The following is a 23,010-nucleotide window of genomic DNA, read 5'->3' on the forward strand; positions in this document are numbered from 1 at the left end:
TTCCTGTCAGAATTGGCGCGGCCGTGCCGGCGGTTCGACTTATGGCCGCCCCTCGAAATTGACCATCCAGGCGACCCCGAAACGGTCTTCGAACATCGCAAAGCGCTCCGCCCAGAAAGTCTTGCCCAAGGGCATCTGCACGCTGCCGCCGGCACTCAGGCCATTGAACAGCCGCTCGGCCTCCTCCGCGCTGTCGACATTGAGAGACACCGACACGCCTTGCGGCTTGCTGAACGGTTGGCCGGGCGCGCAGTCGGAAGCCATCAGGCTGAAGCCGCCCACGGTCAGGCAGGTGTGCATGATCAGATTGGGGTCCTTGGGCATGCCGACGTCCTCGGGCGCCTCGGCAAAGGACATGGAAAAAAGCTCGCCGCCCAACACGTCCTGGTACAACGCGAAGGCTTCCTTGCAGCGGCCGTTGAAGGTCAGGTAGGGAATGATTTTCATGCTCTGCTCTCCTGTCTGCGGTTTCACGATTGATCGGATATCTGCGCTCGCAAACGTTCTTCCTGCTCGCGCAACTCGGTAGTAAAAGACTCGCCGAAATCCTCAGCCTCGAAGATCTGGCGAATTTCAATCTCACTGTCGCTGACCATAGGGTTGGGGCAGCGCTTGACCCAGTCGACAGCTTCCTGCAACGACTGGACCTGGAAGATCCAGAAGCCGGCGATCAATTCTCCTGTTTGGGCAAACGGGCCCTGGACGACGGTCCGGTTGTTTCCGGAAAACTGTACGCGAACACCCTTGGCACTGGGATGCAGGCCTTCACCGGCGAGCATCACCCCGGCCTTGACCAGTTCTCCATTGTAGGCGCCCATGGCGGTCAGCAGCTGCGCGCTGGGCATTTCTCCGGCTTCGGATTCGGGACTGGCTTTGATGATCACCATAAATCGCATGCTCATAGCTCCTCAGAATAGATGGATCAAGCCGTCCGTGTGGCGGCTCTGCAGACTAATCGAATGGCGATGACGCAAATCGACAGCCCGCGGCGATTTTTTTGAACCATCGCGTGTATGGCGTCCAGTTACTCACGATTCGTGAAGAAAGCTTTCACACGTTGTACCTTCGTACGACAGCGCGCTCGCCCTAGAATGGGTGCAACAACCAAAAGGAGTTTCGAGCGATGTTTGCCTCATTTGAATCGGGTCGATGCCACGTCAACGGTATCACCGTCAACTACCGCAAAGGCGGCAGTGGCCAAGGTTTGCTACTGCTTCACGGGCACCCTCAGACTCACGTGATGTGGCACAAGATCGCCGAGCCGCTGGCGCAACATTTCACCGTGGTGGCGGCGGATCTTCGGGGCTACGGTGATAGCGAAAAACCGCCGAGCGACGCGCAGCACCTGGCCTACTCCAAACGGCAGATGGCGCTGGACGGGGTGGAGCTGATGCGCGAACTGGGATTCATAAAGTTCGACGTGTTGGCTCACGACAGGGGCGCACGAGTGGCCTGTCGGATGGCGATGGATCATCCGGACGCAGTAAAACGCTTGATCGTTCTGGATATTGCTCCGACGCTGGCGATGTACGAGCAGACCAATGAAGCTTTCGCCCGCGCCTACTGGCACTGGTTCTTTCTGATTCGCCCAGCCCCTTTTCCCGAGACGCTCATTGAAGCGGATCCGCAGCTGTATCTGCGCAGCGTCATGGGTGCTCGCAGCGCGGGCATGGCGCCCTTCACCGAAGCGGCATTGGCCGAGTATCTGCGTTGCCTGAGACTACCGGGGGCAGCCCATGGTCTGTGTGAAGACTACCGGGCCAGTGCCAGTATCGATCTGGAGCACGACAAGAGCGACCGGCAAGCCGGCAAAAAACTCTCACTGCCGTTACTCGCCCTATGGGGAGCTGACGGCGTTGTGGGCCGCTGCTTCGATCCGCTTGGCGAATGGCAAAAGGTCGCCAGTGACGTCCGGGGAAAAGCCCTGCCGTCGGGGCATTACATCGCAGAGGAAGCGCCAGAGCTTCTGATTGACGAAGTGCTCGGGTTCCTGCTCCCACCGGTCCCCGGCGCCAGGTGATTTCACGCGGCGAAACTTCCTCGGCATCAATTGCGAACATTTCCAGAGGCTGAAAATTCACGCTCCAGCGTCTATGGTAGATACTTGCAACGGCGGCCATCGTCCAATAACAAGATCGCTGTGAAGGCCCTTCGCGGGCCTCACGCCTGATGGAGCAATTCATGACCCTGCATGACACGCAGACGATCCCCGGCGAACTCGCGGCGTTCGTCAACGACCACTTTTCCGGGCGCGGCCTCAGGCCGGACGGGGTCATTGCGCAATCCTGGTACCGCAGCGTCGTGGAGCACCGGCTCGATCCTGGCGCGCCGAGCCGCAAGAATATCCTCAGCGCCGACGCCATACGGCGTCATCAGGAACAGCACCAGCAATATCTTTCCATCGCCAGCCAGGGCGTCAGCGGCCTGGCCCAGCGCGTGGTGCCAGCCGGTTTTGCCGTACTGCTGAGCGACGAGCATGGCATCACCCTGGATTCCCGGCTCCCCAGCCAGCACGACATCTACACCCGATCGGGCCTGGTAGTGGGCGCGCAGTGGGACGAGTCGGTGGTGGGCACCAACGGCATCGGTACCACCCTGGCGGCGGCGCAGCCGTTGATCATTCATCGTGAGGAGCACTTCCTGGCATCGAATTTCAGCCTGAGCTGCTCGGTGGCGCCGATCTTCGACGCCCAAGGCTTGTTACGCGGCTGCCTGAATGCGACCTGCATGAACAACGAGGGCCCTCGGGAAAGCCAGTACCTCACGCTGCAACTGGTGATCATGTACGCGCGGCTGATCGAGAACGCAGACTTTCGCCAGCGCTATCGCGACCGCTTGACCCTGTCCCTCAAACCCATCGATGAAATTGCCGACCTGGCCAACGAGCAACTGCTCGCGCTCGATGAAAGTGGTCGCGTCATCGGCGCCAACCGTGCCGCGTTTGTCGCCCTGGAGCTGGCAGATCAGCCGGCACTGCTCGGCACGCTCATCGACAGCCTGCTCCCGACTACGGTGGACGAACTGCTCCGGCTCACCAATGGCGGCGCCCAGGGTGTGCGCTTGCGCCGTTGTCAGGATGAAGCATTGCTGGACGTCGGCCTGCGTATCCCTTCCGAACGGCACCGCCCGCTGCCCGTCGCCCGCCCGGCCCCTGAGGCTCACCCGGATCTGCAGCAACTCGCCGGTCTCGACGCCCGGCTGCAACAGAACGTGCGACGCGTACGCAAGGTGATCGACAAGGGCATCCCGATCCTGATTACCGGCGAGACCGGCACCGGCAAGGAGGCCTTTGCCCGTGCCATCCACCAGGCCAGCCAACGTCGCGCCGGGCCTTTCGTGGCATTGAACTGCGCGGCGATTCCGGAAACGTTGATCGAGAGCGAGCTGTTCGGCTATCGCGCCGGCAGTTTCACCGGCGCCAACCGCAAAGGCATGAAAGGCAAACTGGAGCTGGCGAATGGCGGAACCCTGTTCCTTGATGAGATCGGCGACATGCCCGCCCATTTGCAGACCCGTTTGCTGCGGGTGCTGGCGGAGCGTGAAATCTCGCCTCTGGGGGCCGAGGTGCCGGTGACCCTGGATGTCCAGGTGATTTCGGCCACACACCAGGACCTGCAGGCGATGATCGGCGTTAAGCGCTTTCGCGAAGACCTGTTCTATCGCCTCGCCGGCATGAACCTGGCGCTGCCGGCCTTGCGCGAACGCAGTGACCGGGCCGAGCTGATCGACAAATTGCTCGCCGCCCAACCTGGCGCCCGCGGGTTACGGCTGAACGCCGATGCGCGCCAATGCCTGATCGACTACCCGTGGCCCGGCAACATCCGCCAGTTGCTCAATAGCCTGCGCTACGCGGTGGCCCTGGCGGAAGACGGCGTGATCGACCTGGATTGCCTGCCCGGCGAATTACTCTCACCGCAGGCGCTGCGGTTGCCTGGCAGCGCCCAACCGTCGACCAGCAACCTGGGTGAACAACTCGGGAGCGAAGAGGCCCGTCAACTGCTGGGTACCTTGCGTCGGCTGCGCTGGAACATCAGCGCCGCCGCCACCGAACTCGGCGTTTCGCGCTCGACGCTGTACCGCAAGATGAAAAAGCACGGCGTCGTCGCGCCTAACGATCAGCCGTAATGCCACTCGAAGGCTTTCGACAGCCCCGTGGCGAGGGAGCTTGCTCCCGCTCGGCTGCGAAGCAGTCGTAAACCAGCGGCTGCGGTGCATCTGATGCTCCGCGTTCGCCAGGTTTGGGGTCGCTTCGCAACCCAGCGGGAGCAAGCTCCCTCGCCACGGGATCCCGGTTTCCCTTTGACAGCATCAGGCGGGGAGCCGGCATTTTTCCAAGCACAGGTGATGATCAGATTTGGATGTAAACCACATGAGTATGGGTGTACTCATACAAACCGTGCTTGCCATCCGCGCCGCCGCCACCGAACTCGGCGTTTCGCGCTCGACGCTGTACCGCAAGATGAAAAAGCACGGCGTCGTCGCGCCTAACGATCAGCCCTGACGCTACTGGAAGGCTTTCGACAGCCCCGTGGCGAGGGAGCTTGCTCCCGCTCGGCTGCGAAGCAGTCGTAAACCAGCGGCTGCGGTGCATCTGATGCTCCGCGTTTCGCCAGGTTTGGGGTCGCTTCGCAACCCAGCGGGAGCAAGCTCCCTCGCCAAGGGATCGCCGTTTTCCCTCGGACAGCATCAGGCGGGGAGCCGGTATTTTTTCAAGCACAGGTGATGATCAGATTTGGATGTAAACCACATGAGTATGGGTGTACTCATACAAACCGTGCTTGCCATCCGCGCCGCCGATACCGGATTTGCGCGCCCCCGCATGAAAACCCTGCATCGCTTCGAAATTCTCCCGGTTGATGTAGGTTTCGCCGAAATCCAGTTCATGGCTGGCGCGCATGGCCGCGCTCAGGCTGCGGGTATAGATCGATGAGGTCAGGCCGTATTCACTGTCGTTGGCCAGGGCGATGGCTTCGTCCAGGTCATCGACAATCTGGATCGGCAACACCGGGCCGAAAATCTCCTGGCGCATGATCGCCATGTCGCTGCCACACCCGGCCAGCACCGTCGGCTGGTAATGAAAGCCCTGGCCCTTGTCGGCCACCGCGCCGCCGGTGACCACTTCGGCCCCCTGCCCCGTGGCGGTCCGGACCATTTGTGCAACCTTGTCCAGCGCCGCCTGGTTGATCAGCGGGCCCATGTCCAGATTGTCTTCGGCCAGCGGGTCGCCGTAGCGGGTCGCGGCCATCGACGCGGCGATCTGCTCGATGAATTGATCCGCAACCTTGCGTTCGACGTACACCCGCTCGGCACAATTGCAGACTTGCCCGCTGTTGATCACCCGCGACGCGGTGACCGCCTTGACCGCCAGCGCCAGGTCGGCGTCCGCCAGCACGATCGCCGGGGCCTTGCCGCCCAGTTCCAGGTTGAGTTTGGTGATGTTCGGCGCCGCCGCGGCCATGATTCGCGAGCCGGTGTCGACGCTGCCGGTGAAGCTGATCAGGTCGATGCCGGCATGGCGGGTCAGGTCATGCCCCACCGTTGCGCCGGTGCCGCTGACCACGTTGAACACGCCTGCCGGCAAGTCGGTCTCGGCGACCAGGCGGGCGAACTCGAAGCAGTTGATCGGGGTTTCTTCGCTGGGCTTGATCACGATGGTGTTGCCGGTCACCAGCGCAGGCGCCATCTTGCGTGCGATCAGGAAGAACGGGAAGTTCCACGGCAGGATGCCGGCCACCACACCCAGGGGTTTGCGCAACAGGAAGATGCTTTCGCCGGCGCGATCGCTGGTCAGCACCTCGCCTTCAAGGCGCCGCGCCCATTCCGCCATGTAATCCAGATAGTCGGCGGTGAAGTTGACCTCCACTCGCGCCAGCCCCAGCACCTTGCCCTGTTCGGCGGTGATGATATGGGCGAGGCGCTCGGCGTTGTCGCGCACTTTGCTGGCGATCTTGCGCAGGTAACCAGCGCGTTCGATGGCCGGGCGGGCCGCCCAGCCTTTCTGCGCCTTACGCGCCGCGGCAACGGCCGCTTCAACCTGTTCGCCGCTGGCTTGCGGCACCCGCGCCAGCAAGCGTCCGTTGGCCGGGTTGTGCACCTCGATGCTCGGTTCGCTGGAGACAAAGGCGTTGGCGATGAAGTTCTGGTAGTCGATGATCTCGGTCATGGGTCTGCTCTCGCGGTCAGTGTCGAAAGCGATGCAGAGGCGCACCGGCCCCTGCGTCGCGGGCGTTCATTTGGCGCTGAAGGTTTTCCAGACGCCGCCTTCCTGCTGCAGGTCGTGGGCGCGCTTGATCAGGTATTGATGAATCTGCTCGACCTGTTCCGGCGTGAAGGCATCGGCAAAGGACGGCATGCCGTCAGGTACTCGGCCGCCATAAAGAATGCCGAGGAACATCTGGTGTTTTTCGCTGGTCAGCTTGCGCAGGTCCGGCAGCACGCCACCGCTGACGGCATGGATGCCGTGGCACTGCGAGCAGTAGCCGTCATAGAGCTTGCCGCCGGCGTCCACCGCCGCCATGTCAGCGGTCAGTGGCGGCGGTTTCGGCGTGTCGGCAAGCGGCGCCGGCTCGTTGAGTTTCGCGGTGCCGCCCAGTTTGTAAGTCAGCACCTGGGAGAACGGCCGCACCCCGGCGCGCAGGGACAAAGCCCCGGCAAACGTCGAGAAGGCTCCGCCCCAGCCGGCCATGAAGGTGACGTATTGCTCACCGTCCACGCTGTAGGTAATCGGCGCGGCCATGACGCCACTGGCCGCCGGCTGCTCCCAGAGCTTCTTGCCGGTGTCGGCGGCGTAGGCGATCACCCGGCCATCGGCGCTGCCCTCGAATACCAGGTTGCCGGCGGTGCTCAAGGTGCCGCCGTTGAAGATCGTCACATAAGGCACTTCCCAGGCCGGTTGCTGCTTGACCGGATCCCAGGCAATCAGTTTGCCCGACCAGCCCTTGGCCATTTCCAGCAGCCCGTCGGCATCCTCCGGCATCATCCCGGTGCGCAGGCCCAACTGGTACATGCTCTTGAACGGGTTGCGCTTCGGCGCCTCGGGGATGTGCTCGTAGTAGGCCGACATGATGTGCGCCGGGATATACACCAGGCCCGTGTTCGGGTTGTAGGACATCGGCTGCCAGTCGTGGGCGCCCCAGAACGCCGGTGTGACCAGTTTGCGCTTGCCATCCTTCCAGTACGCAGCGTTCTCGTCGTCGACGATCGGCCGGCCGGTCTTCATGTCCATGCCCTTGGTCCAGCTTTGCGGCACGATCCCCTTGGCCGACAGCAGCTCACCCGTGGCGCGGTCGATCACGTAGAAAAAACCGTTCTTCGGCGCCTGCATCAGGACCTTGCGCGGCTTTCCATTGATCGGCAGTTCCGCCAGGATCATGTGCTGGGTGGCGGTGTAGTCCCAGGCGTCTCCTGGCGTGGTCTGGTAGTGCCAGGCGTACTCGCCGGTGTCGGCATTGACCGCGACGATGGATGACAGGAACAGGTTGTCACCCTTGGCCTGGCTACGCCATTTCGGGTCCCACAGCGAGCCATTGCCCACCCCGATGTACAGCAGGTTCAAGTCCGGGTCGAAAGCGAAAGAGTCCCAGGCCGTACCGCCCCCGCCCTGGGCCACATAGGCATCGCCGTGCCAGGTCTTGGCGGCGATCGCCATTGCCTTGTCTTCCGGCGGCAGCTTGGGGTCACCCGGTACCGTGAAGAAACGCCAGGCCTGCTTGCCGGTTTCAGCGTCGTAGGCCGTGACGTAACCGCGTACGCCGAACTCGGCGCCGCCGTTGCCGATCACCACTTTGCCGTTGACCACCCGCGGGGCCCCGGTGATGGTGTAGCTGCGCGAGTGGTCGGCGCGGGTGTCCACCGACCAGGCGCGCTGGCCGGTCTTGGCATCGATCGCTTCCAGGCGCCCGTCGAGCACACCCACGTAGACCTTGCCCTTCCATACCGCGACACCCCGGTTGACCGCATCGCAACAGGCCTCGCCGGCGCGGTTGCGGTCAGACTTGGGGTCGTACTTCCAGATCAGCTTGCCGTCGCGCGCATCCAGGGCGTAGACCACGGAGAACGGACCGGTGGTGTACATCACGCCATCGACCACGATCGGCGTGGCCTCGACACCGCGGTCCAGATCGAGCTTGTAGCTCCACGCGAGGCCCAGCTGGCCAACGTTCTGGTCGCTGATTTTGTTCAGGGGGCTGTAGCGCTGCTCGTCGTAGGTCCGGCCGGTGCTCATCCAGTTACCCGGCTCCCGGTCGGCGGCAATGATGCGCTTGCCATCGACATTCGCCGGCATGTCCTGCGCCCAGCCTGGGGCGGCATTGAGGGTAAGCGCCAGCACGATAAATAACGTCTTGAGGGGAACGCGCGGGCACGCGTTCGCAGAAGCAGTAGGCACGGAGAGGCCAATCTGTGTCATGGGAGACTCCTGGTTCTTATTAGTAGCGAAGCCATTGCGCTGCGCACCAGAAGAAGAGCAACCCTCATGCCACCGTTATAAATATCGCTGCAAGCCCCGCAGTACGAGGCCCTCATCCCTGGCCGCCGATTGCGTCGGCGTGCGACAGCTGTCGCATTGGCCGCGACAGTTGTGCCGGACCTGACACAGCGAAAGTCGACACTCGACGCGGTGGAAAATGACTGGCTCGAGGCGCACACCTGGCCAGAAACTGGTCGAAGGGCGCAGACCTGCTATCTTGAAATACACACCTGTGTAGTTGCGATTTCATATGTATTCAGGTTGTGCTGGGAGTAATGAAATTGAAAGCAATGGATCTGCGCGCTATCGATGAATCGGCCACAACATCCTTGTGCGGCGAGTGCGATGTGATCGTCGTCAATTACAACGCCGGTGAGCTTTTGCTGGCATGTGTAGCGTCGGCGTTTGCCGCCGGCGCTGCCAGAGTGATCGTGGTGGATAACAATTCCCACGATGACAGCCTGGTGAGGCTGGAGCGTATCCACGCAGGCGACGACAAGCTTGAGGTCGTGCGCAATGCCGCCAACCTCGGCTTCGCGGTGGCGTGTAACCAGGGTGCCCGCCTGTCGGAAGCCACCAATTTGTTTTTCTTGAACCCGGACGCCGTGCTGGAAGCCAATGCCATGGACCGTTTGCTCCTGGCGCTGCGCAGCTCGCCTGAGATCGGCATGGTCGGAGGGTTCCTGTGCAACCCGGACGGCAGCGAGCAAGCCGGTGGGCGCCGGGTGTTCCCCACGCCCCGACGCGCCTTCATGCGGGCTTTCGGACTTTCACGGCTCTCGATGTTTTTCCCATCGGTTCTGTCTGATTTCCTATTGCACAAGGAGCCGCTACCCAGCACGCCCACTGTGGTTGAAGCCATCTCCGGAGCCTGCATGTTGGTCAAGCGCGAAGCCATCGAGAGCGTCGGGTTGTGGGACGAAGAGTACTTCCTGCACTGCGAGGACCTGGATTGGTGCATGCGCTTCCATCAAGCCGGCTGGAGCGTTCTGTTCGTGCCTGATGCTCAGGTGATGCATGTGTTTGGAGGCTGCAGTCGGCATCGCCCGTATTTCGTCGAATGGCACAAACATTTGGGATTCCTGCGCTTCTATCGCAAATTTTTCCGCCGCAAATACCCCGCCATCCTATGGATCAGCGTGGTGATCGGGGTCTGGTTTCGATTCAGCCTGATGGTCCTTCGCCACGCGACGAGCCGATTTAAAAATGCAAGCAACCTATGACGACAGACTTCAATTTGCGGGTAGGCATACTGGGTGGTTCCAGTTTCCTGGGCCAGCGCGTCCTGCCATTGCTGGTACGAAACGGCCACCTGACAAGCGCCTTCACCCGAAACCTGTCCAAGGTTTCGTCCTGCCCGGGAGTGACCTGGCGAGAGGCTGACGACTGGCAAGGACTGACGCTGGACACCCTGCTGTCCTTCGCTCCCATCTGGGTGTTGTCCGACTATCTGGAGCGCCTTGCCAGCACCCAGGTCAAACGCGTTGTCGTCCTGTCTTCCACCAGCCGTTTTGCCAAGCACGCATCGCCCGACCCTCGGGAAAGAGACGTGGCGCAACGGTTGATACGTGCAGAAGAACAACTTGAGCAGTGGGCGACCGAACGGCAGATCGAATGGGTGATCCTGCGACCGACCCTGATCTATGGCTTTGGTGGCGACAAGAATATTTCGGAAATCGCTCGTTTCATCCAGCGCTTTGGATTTTTCCCACTGATCGGTGGCGGCACCGGGTTGCGCCAGCCAGTGCATGGTGATGATGTTATCCAGGCTTGCCTGTCGGCCCTGAACATGACTGACTTGCCCAGTGGTGGCTACAACCTGTCGGGGGGAGAAATCTTGCCGTATCACACCATGGTGCGACGCGTCTTCCAGGCCATGGGACGCCCGGTTCGAACAGTGCCCCTCCCAGCCAAGGCATTGGGTTGGGGCGTTTCGATCATGCGCTGCCTGCCACGCTACCGGCACCTTTCCAGCGCGCTGGTGGCGCGGATGAACCAGGACCTGGTGTTCGACCACTCGCAGGCCAGTCAACGGTTTGGCTTTGCGCCCAAGGCGTTTCAGCTGCTGGATGAGGATTTGCCTGGACGCTGAAACGGCCTTGGGGATAGGTAGGATGTTTTGTGCCTGCCTGCCGAAAATCCAATGTGGGAGCGAGCTTGCTCGCGATGGCGGAGTGTCAATCAACGAAGATATTGGATAGGCCGGCCATTTCGCGAGCAAGCTCGCTCCCACAGGGGATCTGCTGCGTAGATGCATTTTGCGGCAGCCAGAAAATCCAACTGTGGGAGCGAGCCTGCTCGCGATGGCGGAGTGTGGATCAACGAAGATATTGGATGGGCCGGCCATTTCGCGAGCAGGCTCGCTCCCACAGGGGATCTGCTGCGTAGATGGATTTTGCGGCTGCTGAAAATCCAATGTGGGAGCGAGCTTGCTCGCGAAGGCGGCGTATCAGTCGATGAAGATGTTGAATGAGCTGACCTCATCGCGAGCAAGCTCGCTCCCACAGGGGATCTGCTGCGTAGATGCATTTTGCGGCTGCCAAAAAATCCAACTGTGGGAGCGAGCCTGCTCGCGATGGCGGAGTTACTGTCAACGAGGATATTGGATGGGCCGGCCATTTCGCGAGCAGGCTCGCTCCCACAGAGGGGCTGCGGCGTAGATGGATTTTGCGGCAGCCAGAAAATCCAACTGTGGGAGCGAGCCTGCTCGCGATGGCGGAGTTACTGTCAACGAGGATGCCGAGGGGTGACCTTATCGCGCCCTACCCCACCGCGCCGGGCTCGTCGCGGTGAACGTGGGCTTGCCACGCCCCCCATTTGCTTTCGAAATACGCCTGGTTTTTGTCCCAGAGGGCCTGGTATTCACCGCTGGCGATCAGCTTGCTGAACGAGGCCTGCCCGTAGTGATGGATAAACGCATCTTCTGCGCAGACCGTCCGGTAGCCGGCAGCCTGGACACGACGGCTGTAGTCGTCATCTTCGAACAACCCGATACCGAACGTTTCATCCAGATACCCCACCTCATCGAAGGTGGTTCGGCGAAAGGCGACACAAAACATCGCGAGCATGGAGATATCGAACGACTGCCCCTTACGGGCTTCGGTGTAGTGGTCTGCGAACGCCTGCATCTGTTGGATGTCGGTATAGGAAATCTCGATCTTCGCTTCGTTTCCTACCGCATTCGTGACCGGCCCGACCAGGCCGATGCTCGGTTCACGCAAATGCCTGACCAGCGGATCGAGCCAACCGCCCGGCACCACCGTGTCGTTATTGAGCAGTAGCAGGACGTCACCGTCGGCTTCTCGTAAACCCTGGTTGTTCGCCGCAGCGAAGCCGCGGTTGTCCGGGTTGAGGATGATCTTCGTGAACGGTACCTCACGGCCCAGGCGTTCAAGATAATCTTGCGTACCATCGTCCGAGCCGTTGTCGACGACAATCAGTTGGTAATTGGGCCAGGTGGTATTACGCAGAATGCTGTTGACACATTGAATCGTCAGATTGAGGTTGTCGTACGTCACGATGACGATGGAGACTTTCTCGTACAGCCCGACGATGGCAAGTTGCATGCTATTAAATCGATCCTTCCAATCGTTGGCCCGAGCGAGCTCCACACGCCGCTTGTAAAGGGCCAGATCGCGCTCGGCCAGGGCACGCTCGATCTGCTCGATGAACTCATCGACTCCGGTTGCGAAGTACAGCAGGTCCTCGTAGATGGCGATCTCCGCCAGTGGCGTGGAGATCACCGGTTTGCCGGCGCTGAGGTACTCGTAGAACTTCACCGGATCGACCGCATGGGTCACGTTGTAGAGCCTGAAGGGAATCAGGCACGCATCGAAATGATCCAGGTACAGTGGCATGTCGGTGTACGGCTTGCGGCCCAACAACCGCACATTGGGCTTGTGCTCGAGCCCCGCCAGGTCCTCGACGAAAACATCCCCCACCAGGATGAAATTCCACGTCGGTCGCAGGTCCGCCAACGCCGCCAGCAGTGGATAATCGAGCCATTCAGCCAAGGCGCCGTAATAGCCAATCACCGGGCCGACCATCCCGCTCAGCACATCGTTGGTAAAACAGTGCTGGTGGAAAAAAGCGAAATCCACAGCGTTTCGCACCAGCACGCAGCGAGGGTTATGGGCGCACCATTTCTGGTAAAGCAACGCCGCGGAAACGGTCACCAGATCGGCCTGGGCAATCAGCGTCTTTTCCTCGCTCAGCAGCTGTTCGCCGATGTTTGGAAAACCATCCCAGTCGTCCATGCAGTCATAGTGAATGCGCCAGCCATGCAGCGCGCGCAGGCTGAGTACCACGGGACTCCAGTAGGCAATATGCACCACCGAGAGGGCGGTTCTGATCTGCATGTCAGTGACCAATGCAGCAATCGCACGCAGCAACGCCTGATGGTTCTCAGGCGTCACTATCTTTTCGTAATAGGCCATTTGCACATCGCGATGCAGCGCCACCTCGAAAAGGTTGGACGCCACTGACGTCACTCGATAAAGCTGTCCCTGCTCCGGCACACTGGATGGAACGATATAAAACACCCGATAACCATTGCTCGCGAACTGGCTCATCAACTGCTGCGGTCGCTGGAAGCGCGCGGCCCAGTCGATATTGGCGAAGCAGAGAATATCCAGCTGCCCTCTGGTGGCGAAATCCGCTTGTACCTCAACGTTCGGCAACGGTTCCGGCGCTGCCGGGTAGACGATTGCCGGAGCCGTTTCGGGAAACTCCCGGTAGGCGGAAAATCCATAACGCAGCACCCGGAACAGCGTACGCAGTGGCCGGGTGAAACGCCACGAACGGGTGTTTTGCAGGAAGTCGACTTTCGCCAGCGCGGTGTCGCGTTCATTGACGGCCGCATCTCGCTGAGCCAAGGCGGCGTCCCGGTCGATCAAGGTGCTGTCGGGCTTAAGCATGCGGGTACCGATGCAGCGGCGTGCTGTCATCCGGCGGCCACATGGAACTGCGCGAACCCGGCCGGTAGAACGTTGCGGTCAGGCTACGACGGGAAGAATGGCAGCCACTGACTACGGGCGTGACGGCATGCCAGGAATTATCCGAGCGCACCAGGATCGCCGAATTACCCACCAGGGGCTCGATCTCGGCCGCCACTGCGCTGGGATCGTTGCGGTGCAGGATGTTCAGGCAACCGCCGTCGTTGCGGTCCCAGGACTCATTGAAATAGAGGATATGGGTGACCAGTTTGTCGGGCAGGTCCGGATGGGCGCCCAGGCTCGCACCCGGACCGTAATGAAAGACATTGACCTCCATCGGCACGCTGCACAGATCGATTCCAGTCATTTGCGACATGGCTTCGCGATAACCAGCCGAGCCAAGATCCCGAGCCAGCCGCAACCATGCCTCGCTCAATTCCTGCGCATGAGCGATGGTATCGTCGCCCATGCCCAACAAGGCTCGTGCCTCGTAGTCATAGTTTTTTTCACCGCCATAACCACTCACCGTCTTGAAGTGATCATGAGGAAAAGACGCTGCCAACGCGGCGGCATCCTCGGCCGCGTACAGGTTGCCGATTTCAGCCCATGAGAACGGCTGATCCTTTAGCGCCGCTGGCGTGAGACGAGAGAGATCTAGCATTGTCGGTTCTTGTTCGCTGTCAGGTTTCTGATACCACGGGCGATGGAACGCAGTGGCGCGGTCATTCGGAATGAATTGGAGTTCTGCAGCTCACGCATCCTGGCATCGCTGCGAGCCAGTTGCTCACGGAGCTGGATGATCCGTTGCTGTTGGGCAAGCTCCCGTGCCGCCAGGTCCTGCGCGGGTTCGTTGATCTGCGGCACAGGGATGACCGGACTCACCGGCGATTCAGCTGGCACTGGGTCGCACGTCTCGGCCGCGGCTTCGAGCAGATTCGGCAGGTGCTGCAGAAAAGCCCCCAGCACTGGCTGGGACGCCGTTTTACCTTGGCGAATGATTTCAGCGACCCGGTCCCAATGCTCCACCAACTGATCCGCCGCCGCACGCGCCAAGGGCGATGGCTGAGTCTTGCCCACGCGGGCGAGGAACCATTGCGGATCGATCGTCGCGACGTTCGGCAACGCATGTAGCGTGTCGAACCCCGCCAGCGCCGTGTACTTGCCCGTGGTCAGGTCCGCCGAGCAAAACACCGGCACGCCAAACGCCAGGGCGGTGATCGCCAGGTGATAGCTATGGCCGATCACCGCTTGGGCCTGGCTGAGAATTTCGGCCATGAGCAACGGCTCCGGCCAGAACGGCAAGGTGATGGATCCGGGCAGCCGCCCGGCAATCACTGACGGATCGTCGCCCAGGACCGGTCCAATCGGCACCACCAGGAACTGGTAGCCCAGGAACGCCTCAGGGTGGTCTTCGAACAATTTTACAAAGGACTCCACCACATGAATGGCGTGGATCACGATGTAGGGCCCGGTCAGCCCGGCATGCTCGCGCAGGCGAACAAACTCGGCCGAGGGCCGTTGCTCATCGATCAGGCGCGGTAAGCCGAACGCGGTGTCGGGCAGCACTTCGATCTCGATTTGCTGGCTAAGCGCGCCGAGGGTATCGCGCGACAGGGCATCACGGACGCGCACGTACCGGCTCTGCTCAAGGGCCATCGTCAATAACGGCCTGGCCCAATCGGGGATACTGTTGCAATGCATCCCCGGTGCATTCCACATGACCGGAACCGCATGCTGCAGCGCGATGAGCGCGGGGGTCAGCCAATAACCGGTAGGGTGATGGATGTCGGCAGTGGTCGGACCATAACCATGGGCAACGACTTTATCGAATCGGATCAGGAAACCACCGCCGATCAACACGCCATCCAGCCTTGCCGCTACAGCGGGCAACTCTGTCAGCGACGTCACCGCGTAGGGCCATTCGGATGGGGTTTTCCCGTGATAGGAAAACCGCTGCAGATTGACCGAACCCAAGCGCCGGGCCAGCTCTGCCTCGGCGATGATGGGGAACAGCAGGTCACCATAGTTTTCTACGTCGAAGGTGCCGAAGATAGCCACCTGCCACGTGCGCTCATCCAAGTTTTCCGCCAGGTCCTCCTCTGCTTGAATCCCGCAGGTCTTGGGAAGCGACTCGGCCGCTCGCGGGTCGACGCTCTGCAATCCCAGGTCAACCATGCCCAGGAAATGCTTGTGGCTGGGCAACATGTCGAACGCCAAGGGCGCGACTTGCTTCTCGATCAGTTGCGAGGTGTCTTCCGTCGCGCCATGCAACAGCTTGAGCGTGACGTGGTAACGCCCCTCGGCGAGGTTAGCCGGGAAGCGCACCGTAATGGCCGTATGCCGCCAGCCGTTTTCGACCGGGCCCGGTTGCAGGGCGAAGTTGCCCCCGCCGATCACCAGCAGCCTCGCCTCCTGGATAGTGAAGCTGATGTTGGGTTGAGTGATCGACTCATGCAGTAATGCTTCGACGTGAATCTCGATGTCGTCGCCATACAGGTAACTCGACGAAAGCTGCCGGGTGTTGGTGAAGCAGGCGGCGCTGATGTGTCCCTCCCCGGTTCCAAAGGCCATCCCCTGCTGACCGCCAATAAACGACTTTTGTGTAACCGGTATGGCCCCGCCACTGGCCCAGCGACGTTGCTCGTCACGCATGTCGAGCAAATGCAGCTCGGCCATTTCATCGGGCGAGCCGCTGGCAACGACGCGGCCTGCGCGCAGATAGATGACCCGGTGGCAAAACCGTTTGACCATGCTCATGTCGTGGGAGACGAACAGCAGCGTGGTGCCTTTGGCAGCCAGTTCTTCCAGGCGGTTCAGGCATTTGAATTGAAAAGATGCATCGCCGACGGAGAGGGCCTCGTCGACGATCAGGATCTCCGGTTCCACACAGACCGAAACGGCGAAGGCCAACCGGACCAGCATCCCGCTGGAATAGATTTTGGTGGGTTGGTCGATGAAGTCGCCGATGTTGGCGAAGGCGATGATGTCATCGAAACGAGCATCGATTTCCGCACGACTCAAGCCCAGCACCGCCGCGTTCACATAGACGTTCTCGCGGCCGCTGAACTCCGGATTGAAACCCGACCCGAGCTCAAGCAACGCCGCAATCCGGCCATGCCCGCGAACACTGCCCCGGGTCGGCATCAACGTTCCGCAGATCAGTTGCAACAAGGTGGATTTGCCACTGCCGTTACGGCCGATGATGCCGACGGTCTCCCCCCTTGCGATGTTCAGGGAAACATCGTCCAGGGCCCAGAACTCGCGGTAGAAACGCTTCCTGCCGCGCACCAGCATCTGCAACAGGCGGTCCTTGGGTGCATCGTAGATCTGATAACACTTGCTCAGGTTCTCGGCGCTGATGGCCACTTCAAACGACATCGGCAAAGCCCTTCCATGAGTCACTTCCATTAGCGGCACTACTGAATCATTCCTTCGCTGGGCACTGCCGATGAGTTAAGCACAAAACGGGAAAAAAACTTCGAATGCCCTGAACTTGGCCTACCCTCCATGAGGATGCGATTCACCGAGTTCCGATTTTTTTGTCTTGAGGCCCCAGTACCAATGCAGTCGTTCAGCACTTCCCCTGCCGCCATGATCAAGAGTGTGCTGGTCAATCGAATCCTGATCTACGTGTTGATCCGCAGGGAGATCATCGGTCGTTATAAAGGCTCGATGCTCGGTATCCTATGGTCGTTCTTCACCCCGGCGTTCATGCTGGTGGTCTACACGTTCGTGTTCAGCGTGGTCTTCAAGGCCCGCTGGTCGGGTGGCGGCGAGTCCAAGAGCGAATTCGCCCTGGTGCTGTTCGCAGGCTTGCTGGTGTTCAACCTGTTTTCCGAATGCCTGAACCGCGCGCCGGGCCTGGTGCTGGCCAATACCAACTACGTCAAGAAGATCGTCTTCCCACTGGAAACCCTGCCGATGGTGTCGCTCGGCGCGGCGCTGTTCCACATGGCGATCAGCATCCTGGCCTGGCTGCTCTTCTATATCGTCCTGTTCGGAACCCCTCCGGCAACCGCCCTTCTGCTGCCGTTGGTGCTGTTTCCGTTGGTGTTGTTGACGCTGGGTATTTCCTGGTTCCTCGCCTCGATAAGCGTATACCTGCGCGATATCGGCCAGTTCATTGGCATTGTCATCACGGCGATGCTCTTTCTCTCGCCGATTTTCTATCCCCTTTCGATACTCCCACAAAGCTATCAGGCCGCCTTGCAGGCGAACCCCCTGACGCTGCCGGTGGAAATGGTTCGTGACGTACTGTTCTGGGGCAGGACACCGCAATGGGCGCAGCTGGCGGCTTATTCGGCAATTTCCTTGCTGATTGCCTGTGCCGGATTCGCCTGGTTCCAGAGGACACGCAAAGGCTTTGCCGATGTCATATGAGTTTGTTGACGTGGCGCCTCGTCCAGCAGCCGCTATGCTGATGGATGGCACGGCTGCAACCTGGGCCTGCCTGGTTATTGAAGTCGACAACAAACCTGAACGACCCGGGGTGCGTTGCCGTAATGTCCAAGGGACTGGAAGAACGCATGGATCAGATCAACCGTCTTGTCGATCACATTGACAAACTGACTCGCTCAACACAGTCCAGATCCATTGAAGCCTTGCAGCTGGTCAAGGAAATCGAGAATCGGGACCGGCTGATCAAGCAACTGAACCTGGGCTCACAAGCGCTTCGCACTCGGCTATCGCTTCAAGAAGGCAAGGCCGGGCGACTGCGCGAGCAGTTGCAGGTGACCGAACGGCGCCTCAAAGACACCCAGGCGTTACTCCGGGCTAAAGAACGCCAAGCGGTGGAGCTGTCTGATTGGGCGGTGGATCTGCGCGCACAACTGGCGGCGAAGCAGACTGAGCTGTTCAAGCTTTCTGACTGGGGCAACGCCATCGAACGCGCACCGCTGCGTTATTCGATACGCAAGCAGCTGTATAAATTATCGCGCCGGATCTACGCCTGGTTGCCGCTCACCGCACAGCAGAAAAGCAGGCTGGCCCAGCGGCTTCGAAGCTGGCTGAAACGCACCAGGGCGACAGCCGGCGAATCATCGGCGTCCCCAAGCCTCGCGCCGCTGCAACCCCTGCTACCACCGATTGACCTTGCCGTGCCATCCAGTCACGGGCAGCCGACGATCCTGATGTTCGGCGTGATCGATTGGCACTTCCGCATCCAGCGCCCACAAAACCTGGCCAAGGAGTTGTCGCGGGCGGGACAAACGACGTTTTATATTTCCAACCACTTTATTGACGATGATGCTCCCGGCTTCGAGGCGGAGCGCCTGGAGGGCTCAGAGCGGCTGTTCCAGATCCGTTTCAAGGTGCGCGGGGCTCCGGCCATTTATCATGCCCCGCCTTCAGCGGCCGCGATCAGCCAGTTGCGCCAAGGCCTGGCCATGCTGCTGGACGCGGCGAACGTCGCCGCCGTGGACTGCATTGTCCAGCACGCGTACTGGTTCCCGCTGGCAAGACGTGTCCCCAACGCCACGCTGGTCTATGACTGCATGGATCATCACGAAGGTTTCGGCAATGTTGCCCAGGAACTGCTCGACCTGGAAATCGCCTTGATGCGCCGGGCCGATCTGCTGGTGGCGACTTCCGACTGGATCGAACAACACGGCAAGCGGGAAAACCGCAACGTAGAGGTGATCCGCAACGCCTGCGAATACGGTTTTTTCAGCCAACGTCCCGACACGATCTACCGGGACCCGGCCAACAGGAAGATCATCGGCTACTACGGCGTCATCGCCGAATGGTTCGACCTGGAACTGGTCAAGCGCGTCGCCCAGTCGTTCCCGCAGCAGCTGATCCTGTTGATCGGCAGCGATATCGTCCAGGCGAAAAAATATTTCAAGGCCTGCCCGAATGTGGTCCTGGAAGGCGAAGTCCCGTATGCCTCCCTGCCCTATTACCTCTACGCCATGGACGTTTGCCTGCTTCCGTTCAAGGTCATGCCCCTGACGCTCGCCACCAATCCGGTCAAGGTCTATGAATACCTGAGCGCAGGAAAACCGGTAGTGTCGGTGAAACTGCCGGAGTTGAGCCAGTTCGACAAACTGGTCTGGGCTGTTGAACAGCCCTCTGAATTCATCTCGGCCATACGCGGTGTACTCGATGCTCTGCCAGAGGTCGGCGCAACGCCAAAGGCGCGTCAATCGTTCGCCCAGGGCCAGACCTGGCAGCATCGGGCCGCCAGCCTGCGCAAGGCCATCGCGTCATTGCCCCTGCCCAAGGTCAGCGTCGTGGTGTTGACCTACAACAACCTCGAACTGACCAAGGCTTGCCTCGACAGCCTGTTAACCCAGAGCCAGTACCCGAACCTTGAAATCATCGTGGTCGACAACTGCTCCAGCGACCAGACCCCGGCCTATCTCACTGCCTGGGCCAAGGGACATCCCGAACGGATCGTCATCCTCAATCCGGACAACAAGGGATTCGCCGCAGGGAACAACCAAGGGCTCGCGGCAGCCAGTGGCGAGTACCTGGTCATCTTGAACAACGATACGGTCGTCACCGCCGGTTGGATCAAGGGGTTGATCCGTCATCTGAAGGACCACGAGGAAATCGGCATCATCGGTCCGGTCACCAACAACATCGGCAACGAAGCCAAAGTCAGCACCCGTTATGGCCGGATGGAGGACATGCCCGCCGAAGCCGCGCAAATGACCCGTGCGCGCATGGGCGAGTGGTTCGAAATCAACACCCTGGCGTTTTTCTGCGTGATGTTCCCGCGTTCGACCTACGAGCAGATCGGCGGCCTGTGCGAGGAGTACGGCCTGGGGTTCTTCGAGGATGACGATTACTGCCGCCGCGTGCAGCGTCGCGGCCTGCGCGCGGCTTGCGCCGAAGACGTCTTCGTCCATCACCACCTGTCCGCCTCGTTCAACACCTTGGGTGCCAGGAAAAAACAGGCACTTTTCGAGAAGAACCGGGCGATCTACGAGAACAAATGGGGATCCTGGGTTCCGCACACGTACCGAGATGTATAGGCCCCTCTTGGATGCAACGCTGTTTACGAGCGTTGACCAACCGTGGCGAGGGAGCTTGCTCCCGCTGGGCTGCGAAGCGGCCCTGAACCCGGCCACCGCAGCGTGCCAGGTAGGTTGCATTCAGCTTTTGGGGCTGCTGCGCAGCCCAGCGGGAGCAAGCTCCCTCGCCACAATGAATCGAGAAAGCCTTAAGCGAGTTCCTTCAGCAGAGACGATATTTTGCCCGGATCAAGCCTGAAATACGCAGTGGTGCTGTTGGTTCTACTGGCGAGTACGGCGGTCGGCGTGTACGGTTTTTCGACGCTTGAACTGGCGTCCATGAACAGCAGTAGCCGCACGATACTGCTGTCAGTGGCAGTCCTGGCGGCCCTTACCGCCTTCACTCGCAAGCCGCCGATCATTCTTAGCCTTGGCCTGCTGGCGTGCCTGACCATTGCCTGCGCGCAGATCTGGCCGGTGGTTGTCGTCGCGGTCTTCGCGCTGTCTGCCACCGTGCTCGGCAGGTGGCTGCTCAGGCAAGAAAATCCGGCCGACTGGAGCATCCATCTGCTGATGGGCATCGGCACGTTCGGTACGCTGACAGGCTTGGCTGCGTATATGCCGATCAACTATCCCTGGCTGTATGGCGCGATGTTGGCACTGCCGCTTGTACTGGGGCGCAAACAGGTCCTGTCGATAGGTCGCGAGCTGCTGGCACAAATCCAGGCCACCCGCTCGGCACATACGCCCCTGCAAACCGGGCTCGATGTACTGATTGGCGGATTCGCCTGCCTCTACGTGCTGGTAGCGTTCATGCCGGAGGTCGGCCACGACGCCTTGGCCATGCACCTCTTCGTCCCTTCACACCTGGCCCAGCGGCACCAATGGTCGTTCGATGCAAACACCTATGTGTGGGCAGTCATGCCCATGCTGGCCGATTGGATCTATAGCATCGTCTATATGCTGGCGGGCGAAACGGCGTCACGCCTGAGCAATAGCGCATTCGCCTTGCTGGTGGCGTGGCAGATTCGCAACATGACCCTCTGGGCCGGGGGCTCCGCCACGAGCGCTCGCTGGGCGAGCCTGATCTTTCTGTCGACGCCCCTCGCCTTCGCTGAAAGCAGCAGCCTGCACATAGAGTCGGCGTGGACCGCCTTCATGCTGGCCGGGACCCTGGCAATCCTGAAGGTCTCAGGCTTCACTGCGGATCCTCGGGAACGCCTGTCGCAACTGGTCCTGGCCGGTGTCCTGCTGGGCTTCGCCATGGCGACCAAGGCAGTGACCCTGAGTGTCCTGCCGGTCCTGCTGTTGGTCCTCTTGCTGCAGTACAAGGCCTGGGCCGTGCGAGGAATCGCCAAGACCCTCATGCTCGGCAGCGCCGGCCTGCTGCTAGCGGGCGCTACCCCTTACGTCTGCGCCGGGTACTTGACCGGTAATCCGGTGTTCCCGTTTTTCAACGGGGTTTTCCATTCGCCGCTCTGGCCGGACATGAACTTCGAACCGCCCGCCACTTTCGGTACCGGAATGACCTGGGACACCCTCTATCGAATGGTCTTCCAGTCGCCGCAGTTCATCGAGGGGCGGGTCGGCGCGGCGGGTTTCCAGTGGCTGCTGCTACCCACGGCGGCCGTCGCCGTGCTGCTGAGCGGCAACAAAAAAGCGCTGTGCATTCTCCTGGTCGGCGCCGGCGCGATGTTCATGACGTTCCAGTCAACGGCCTACCTGCGTTATGTGTTTCCCTCCTTTGCGCTGTTCTCGGTGATCCTCGCCCTGCCCTTTTCCGACGCCAGGGCCTTCCCCCGCAGCCTCGCCATCGCGGCCGGTGCCGTGCTGGTCCTGGCCAATACCCGCTTCATCCAGGCCGCGACTTACTATGGCGAAATCAAACCCTCGGCACTGTTGAGCCAGGCCGGTCGTGAGGCCTTTTTGCTGGAGCGCCTGCCGATCCGGAAAATGGTCGACACCGTCAACGCCTTGAACAGCGGTTATCAGCCCGTGGCGGTTTTTGCGTCGCCCTTGATGGCGGGTTTGCATGGCGATGCCCTTTACGCATCGTGGTACAACCTGAAGTGGAAGGGCGAATTCGACGCAGCGACCTCGCCGGCGGAGCTTACCCGGCGCTTGCGCCAGCGCCAGGTGAACTGGCTGGTGATCGATCTCAAGTCTCTTCCCCAGGCGCAACTCGACCGCCTGCTCGCCGTGTCCACGTCATATTCCAGGCTGGGTAACCTGGACCTGCGCAAACTCAACGCCACCCACTACGAGCTCCTGCTCAATCCGGACCTGTCCAGCCTCGACGGCTGGAACCTGCTGTCGCCCTCGACCTATGACACCTCGCGCAAGATCCTGACCGTCAACGTCAACACACCCGCCACACAGCGCGTCGACGTGACGCCGGGGCTGACCTACATCAACAGTGTGTCCGCACGCTGCGCGGAGGCAGCCACTACCGGAAGAATCCAGGCCAACTGGATTGACGACCAAGGCGACTTCATCAGCGCCAGCATCGCAACGTTTGATTGCACCACGCATTGGGAGACCCACGAGATGAGCGTCATTGCCCCGGCTAATGCCACGTCCGCGGTCATTTATGCGTCCGGGCATACCGACACTCCCCTGGAGTTCAAATCACTTTCATTCAGGCAATAGTTGG

Annotated in this window: 14 protein-coding genes and 2 pseudogenes; 8 read left to right on the plus strand and 8 right to left on the minus strand. The window is 60.8% G+C overall.

Annotated elements, in window-relative coordinates:
* Nucleotides 1–39 precede the first annotated feature (39 nt).
* Both J3P89_RS14415 and J3P89_RS14420 read right to left on the minus strand, forming a co-directional pair.
* A complete protein-coding gene (locus J3P89_RS14415) occupies nucleotides 40–447 on the minus strand; it encodes a VOC family protein (RefSeq protein ID WP_434568773.1) in 408 nt (135 codons plus the stop codon).
* Nucleotides 448–470: 23 nt separating this feature from the next.
* Nucleotides 471–896: a YciI family protein gene (locus tag J3P89_RS14420; RefSeq protein ID WP_434694580.1), complete on the minus strand. Its 426-nt coding sequence runs from the start codon at nucleotides 894–896 to the stop codon at nucleotides 471–473.
* Nucleotides 897–1,123: 227 nt separating this feature from the next.
* Here J3P89_RS14420 and J3P89_RS14425 point away from each other — a divergent pair, with 227 nt between their 5' ends.
* The 3 genes and pseudogenes from J3P89_RS14425 to J3P89_RS14435 all read left to right on the plus strand — a co-directional run.
* On the plus strand, nucleotides 1,124–2,020 hold the full coding sequence (locus J3P89_RS14425) for an alpha/beta fold hydrolase (RefSeq protein WP_434694582.1): 897 nt from the start codon (nucleotides 1,124–1,126) through the stop codon (nucleotides 2,018–2,020).
* A 161-nt stretch (nucleotides 2,021–2,181) separates the two neighbouring features.
* Nucleotides 2,182–4,125, plus strand: coding sequence for a sigma-54-dependent Fis family transcriptional regulator (locus tag J3P89_RS14430; protein ID WP_434694583.1), 1,944 nt, complete (start codon nucleotides 2,182–2,184; stop codon nucleotides 4,123–4,125).
* Nucleotides 4,126–4,438: 313 nt separating this feature from the next.
* Nucleotides 4,439–4,501: pseudogene (locus J3P89_RS14435) on the plus strand (hypothetical protein); the annotation flags it as partial.
* Nucleotides 4,502–4,726: 225 nt separating this feature from the next.
* Here J3P89_RS14435 and aldA read toward each other — a convergent pair.
* Nucleotides 4,727–6,163 carry an aldehyde dehydrogenase gene (aldA, locus tag J3P89_RS14440; RefSeq protein WP_434694585.1) on the minus strand — a complete coding sequence of 479 codons (1,437 nt, stop codon included), beginning with the start codon at nucleotides 6,161–6,163 and terminating at the stop codon, nucleotides 4,727–4,729.
* A gap of 66 nt (nucleotides 6,164–6,229) precedes the next feature.
* A complete protein-coding gene (locus J3P89_RS14445) occupies nucleotides 6,230–8,407 on the minus strand; it encodes a PQQ-dependent dehydrogenase, methanol/ethanol family (RefSeq protein ID WP_434694586.1) in 2,178 nt (725 codons plus the stop codon).
* Between the two features lie 350 nt (nucleotides 8,408–8,757).
* On the opposite strand from J3P89_RS14445, the gene J3P89_RS14450 reads away from it, so the two are divergent.
* Together J3P89_RS14450 and J3P89_RS14455 are read left to right on the plus strand one after the other, a co-directional pair.
* Nucleotides 8,758–9,690 (plus strand): glycosyltransferase family 2 protein, encoded by a 933-nt coding sequence (locus J3P89_RS14450; RefSeq protein ID WP_434694587.1) that lies wholly within the window; start codon nucleotides 8,758–8,760, stop codon nucleotides 9,688–9,690.
* Nucleotides 9,687–10,559 carry an NAD-dependent epimerase/dehydratase family protein gene (locus J3P89_RS14455; protein WP_434694588.1) on the plus strand — a complete coding sequence of 291 codons (873 nt, stop codon included), beginning with the start codon at nucleotides 9,687–9,689 and terminating at the stop codon, nucleotides 10,557–10,559. Before J3P89_RS14450 ends, J3P89_RS14455 begins: the two co-directional genes overlap by 4 nt.
* Before the next feature lie 670 nt (nucleotides 10,560–11,229).
* Here the strand turns inward: J3P89_RS14455 and J3P89_RS14460 are convergent.
* The 4 genes and pseudogenes from J3P89_RS14460 to J3P89_RS14475 all read right to left on the minus strand — a co-directional run.
* A complete protein-coding gene (locus J3P89_RS14460; RefSeq protein WP_434697992.1) occupies nucleotides 11,230–13,383 on the minus strand; it encodes a glycosyltransferase in 2,154 nt (717 codons plus the stop codon).
* Complete coding sequence (locus tag J3P89_RS14465; protein ID WP_434694589.1) at nucleotides 13,376–14,062, minus strand: 2OG-Fe(II) oxygenase; 687 nt, start codon at nucleotides 14,060–14,062, stop codon at nucleotides 13,376–13,378. Before J3P89_RS14465 ends, J3P89_RS14460 begins: the two co-directional genes overlap by 8 nt.
* The gene (locus J3P89_RS14470; protein ID WP_434697993.1) at nucleotides 14,056–15,576 is read right to left on the minus strand and encodes a polysaccharide pyruvyl transferase family protein; all 1,521 of its coding nucleotides are present in this window, start codon (nucleotides 15,574–15,576) and stop codon (nucleotides 14,056–14,058) included. The genes J3P89_RS14465 and J3P89_RS14470 overlap by 7 nt, the downstream gene beginning before the upstream one ends.
* Nucleotides 15,553–16,779: pseudogene (locus J3P89_RS14475) on the minus strand (ABC transporter ATP-binding protein); the annotation flags it as partial. The pseudogene J3P89_RS14475 and the gene J3P89_RS14470, both read right to left, overlap by 24 nt.
* 183 nt (nucleotides 16,780–16,962) lie before the next feature.
* Between J3P89_RS14475 and J3P89_RS14480 the strand changes: the two are divergent.
* From J3P89_RS14480 to J3P89_RS14490, 3 genes are all read left to right on the plus strand, one after another.
* Nucleotides 16,963–17,781 carry an ABC transporter permease gene (locus tag J3P89_RS14480; RefSeq protein WP_434694590.1) on the plus strand — a complete coding sequence of 273 codons (819 nt, stop codon included), beginning with the start codon at nucleotides 16,963–16,965 and terminating at the stop codon, nucleotides 17,779–17,781.
* Nucleotides 17,782–17,927: 146 nt separating this feature from the next.
* A complete protein-coding gene (locus tag J3P89_RS14485; RefSeq protein WP_434694591.1) occupies nucleotides 17,928–20,378 on the plus strand; it encodes a glycosyltransferase in 2,451 nt (816 codons plus the stop codon).
* 219 nt (nucleotides 20,379–20,597) lie between these two features.
* The gene (locus J3P89_RS14490) at nucleotides 20,598–23,006 is read left to right on the plus strand and encodes a phospholipid carrier-dependent glycosyltransferase (protein ID WP_434694593.1); all 2,409 of its coding nucleotides are present in this window, start codon (nucleotides 20,598–20,600) and stop codon (nucleotides 23,004–23,006) included.
* Nucleotides 23,007–23,010: the final 4 nt, after the last annotated feature.

Origin of the sequence: Pseudomonas sp. Z1-14, from assembly GCF_051132005.1 — a bacterium.
Classification (GTDB): Bacteria; Pseudomonadota; Gammaproteobacteria; order Pseudomonadales; family Pseudomonadaceae; genus Aquipseudomonas.